Genomic DNA, 2,785 nt, shown 5'->3' with positions numbered 1-2,785 from the left:
AACAGCGGCCAGGGACACCAGGCCTGCGGCTGGATCTTCGATGCCGATACGGTTTTCGACACCATTGGTATACTGGAATGGGCGAGACTGGCGCCGGTTGAGCGGGTAAAAGGGATCATGCGCACCCCGGATGGTCTGGTGCGCATTAATCGTCAGGGCGAGGATTTCTTTATAGAAACCCAGAACGTCGCGCCACCCGACAGCCGGATAGAGTTAATTAGTGCGGTTAATACCGACTGGAATGCCCTCCAGTCAAGCCTGTTGAAGCTTCGTTTAAGTTTGGGCGGCTAACGTTGCCCCTGATTTCACACATTGCTGAAGACTATGACGACTCGACTTCCTGCTATTTTATTGCTCAACGCTGCCGGTCTGGCGCTCTTTTTCTCCTGGTATATCCCGGCGGATCACGGATTCTGGTTCCCGCTGGATTCCGGGCTGTTCCACTTCTTTAACCAGGCGCTGGCGAAGAGTGAAGCCTTCCTGTGGCTGGTGGCGATCACCAACAACCGCGCGTTTGACGGCTGTTCGCTGCTGGCAATGGGCTGTCTGATGCTCTCCTTCTGGCTGAAGGAAGACAAAACGGGTCGTCGCCGTATTCTGATTATCGGCCTGGTCATGCTGCTGGCAGCCGTGATTATCAACCAGCTGGCGCAGCATCTGATGCCGGTTAAACGCGCCAGTCCGTCGCTCTCTTTCCCGAATATTAACCGCGTCAGCGAGCTGCTTCATATTCCAACCAAAGACGCGTCGAAGGACAGCTTCCCGGGCGACCACGGTATGATGCTGCTGATTTTTGCTGGCTTCATGCTGCGCTATTTCGGTAAAAAAGCCTTCGCCATCGCCCTGGTTATTGTGGTGGTATTTGCATTCCCGCGGGTGATGATTGGCGCTCACTGGCTGACAGATATCGCCGTAGGCTCCCTCACGGCGGTGTTAATTGGTTTACCCTGGGTGCTGATGACTCCCCTGAGCGATCGCGTAATAGGTATTTTTGATCGCTATCTTCCCGGCAAATTTAAACAAGTCTGAAACAAATAAATAACGCTAATTAACACCATTCATCAGGGATCGTTTTCGATCCCTGAGTCACTTCTTTCCGGCATCATTCAGCGCTGTCATCATTCCGTCATACAATTCGTGATAAAAATGAAGCAATTGCAGGGATTACCGGTATGAATGGCGGCATTTTGAGCAATTCCGCGCTGTAACGTTGTGTATCACATTTTCTTATAAAAAAACGGTCTTTTTTGCTCGCAATGCCCTTTGCAATCGGTTAACCTCGAACTCGTTTTGCCCCATTGAGATAATTATTATCGTGGTGAATAATTTTGTGCGTTGTGCCACAGATTTCACCATAAAGAATTGTCTCATTGTGAACAGATAATTAGTCTCGTCACGGTTGGCATTTTTATAACGATATTTTCGTTAAGGACTTCAAGGGAAAACAAACAAAATGGTCAAATCTCAACCAATTTTGAGATATATCTTGCGGGGGATCCCGGCGATTGCAGTGGCGGTTCTGCTTTCGGCATGTAGTACGACGAACACCGCGAAGAATATGCATCCTGAGACGCGTGTTGTGGGAATGGAAGATTCCTCTTCACTGCAAGCCTCTCAGGATGAATTTGAAAATATGGTACGTAATCTCGACGTTAAGTCGCGTATTATGGATCAGTATGCTGACTGGAAAGGCGTGCGTTACCGCCTGGGCGGCAGCACCAAGAAAGGCATCGATTGCTCCGCATTCGTACAGCGTACTTTCCGTGAGCAGTTTGGGTTAGACCTTCCGCGTTCTACTTATGAACAGCAGGAAATGGGCAAGTCCATTTCGCGCACTAAACTGCGTACGGGCGATTTAGTCCTGTTCAGAGCAGGTTCAACCGGTCGACACGTTGGCATCTATATCGGTAACGATCAGTTTGTCCATGCTTCCACCAGCAGTGGTGTGACGATTTCCAGCATGAACGAACCTTACTGGAAGAAGCGCTACAACGAAGCTCGCCGCGTTCTGAGCCGTAGTTAATATTGCTGTCGTATCGTTGGTTATCCCTTGGCTGGCGATACGATTAAAAAAGCACTGCTCCGGCAGTGTTTTTTTTTGCCCGTTACACTGATAGACATCCAGCGTCATTTCAGGAATCACGACATCTATGTTTACCCGCTACTTCTCCAGCAACCGCAAGATACTGTTTCTCAGTATTCTGACGGGGTTGTTTACCGCCCTGCTTCTGAGTGCGTTACAGTTTTACTGGAGTTATCACAAGCGAGAAGTCAGGTACGATACCCTCATTACGGATTTAAGCGTCTACATGGAGAGCTTTTTCGACGAGCTTAAAACCTCTATTGATACGCTCCAGCCGCTCACGCTGAACAGCTGTGAAGAGGTCAGTGCGGCGCTCACCTCACGCGCGGCCTTCAGTATTAACGTGCGCGCCTTTTTGCTGGTCCGGGATAAACAGGCCTTCTGCTCTTCGGCAACAGGTCCGATGAATACCCCAATGGAAACGCTTATCCCTCAGCTACACATCAGCAAACCTGTTGATATCGCGCTCCTGCCGGGTACGCCCATGCTGCCGGATAAACCCGCGATCGCTATCTGGTATCGCAATCCGCTGGTAAAAGACGGCGGCGTATTTACCTCCGTGAACATCAACCTGACGCCTTACCTTCTTTATACGTCACGTCAGGATGAATTTTCCGGAATATCGATCGTCATTGGCGACTCCGCGTTATCCACCCAGTCCGGAATGCTGGTTCAGGCGCGGGATTTGCCTGAGGTCCCTGC

Annotated in this window: 4 protein-coding genes; all 4 read left to right on the top strand. The window is 50.2% G+C overall.

Going from position 1 to position 2,785, the window contains the following annotated elements; genetic code table 11:
* Nucleotides 1-291, top strand: a 291-nt coding sequence (locus HP459_RS22255; RefSeq protein ID WP_171936859.1) for a GTP-binding protein, incomplete at its 5' end; no start/stop codon positions are given.
* A 33-nt stretch (nt 292-324) separates the two neighbouring features.
* Nucleotides 325-1,029 carry a phosphatase PAP2 family protein gene (locus HP459_RS22250; protein ID WP_046619110.1) on the top strand — a complete coding sequence of 235 codons (705 nt, stop codon included), beginning with the start codon at nt 325-327 and terminating at the stop codon, nt 1,027-1,029.
* 424 nt (nt 1,030-1,453) lie between these two features.
* Nucleotides 1,454-2,023: a bifunctional murein DD-endopeptidase/murein LD-carboxypeptidase gene (gene mepS, locus HP459_RS22245; protein ID WP_003859364.1), complete on the top strand. Its 570-nt coding sequence runs from the start codon at nt 1,454-1,456 to the stop codon at nt 2,021-2,023.
* A 127-nt stretch (nt 2,024-2,150) separates the two neighbouring features.
* The coding region (locus HP459_RS22240; RefSeq protein ID WP_171936858.1) for a CSS-motif domain-containing protein at nt 2,151-2,785 on the top strand (635 nt) is incomplete at its 3' end.

Origin of the sequence: Enterobacter sp. CM29 (assembly GCF_013179605.1) — a bacterium.
GTDB lineage: Bacteria > Pseudomonadota > Gammaproteobacteria > Enterobacterales > Enterobacteriaceae > Enterobacter > Enterobacter intestinihominis.
Note: the sequence above shows the minus strand (reverse complement) of the source record. Positions and strands in the feature narration are given on the sequence as shown.

Excerpts from the sequence above, each read along its gene's own strand:
- HP459_RS22250 (WP_046619110.1), top strand. The coding sequence starts at position 325 with ATGACGACTCGACTTCCTGCTATTTTATTGCTCAACGCTGCCGGTCTG.
- mepS (WP_003859364.1), top strand. The coding sequence starts at position 1,454 with ATGGTCAAATCTCAACCAATTTTGAGATATATCTTGCGGGGGATCCCG.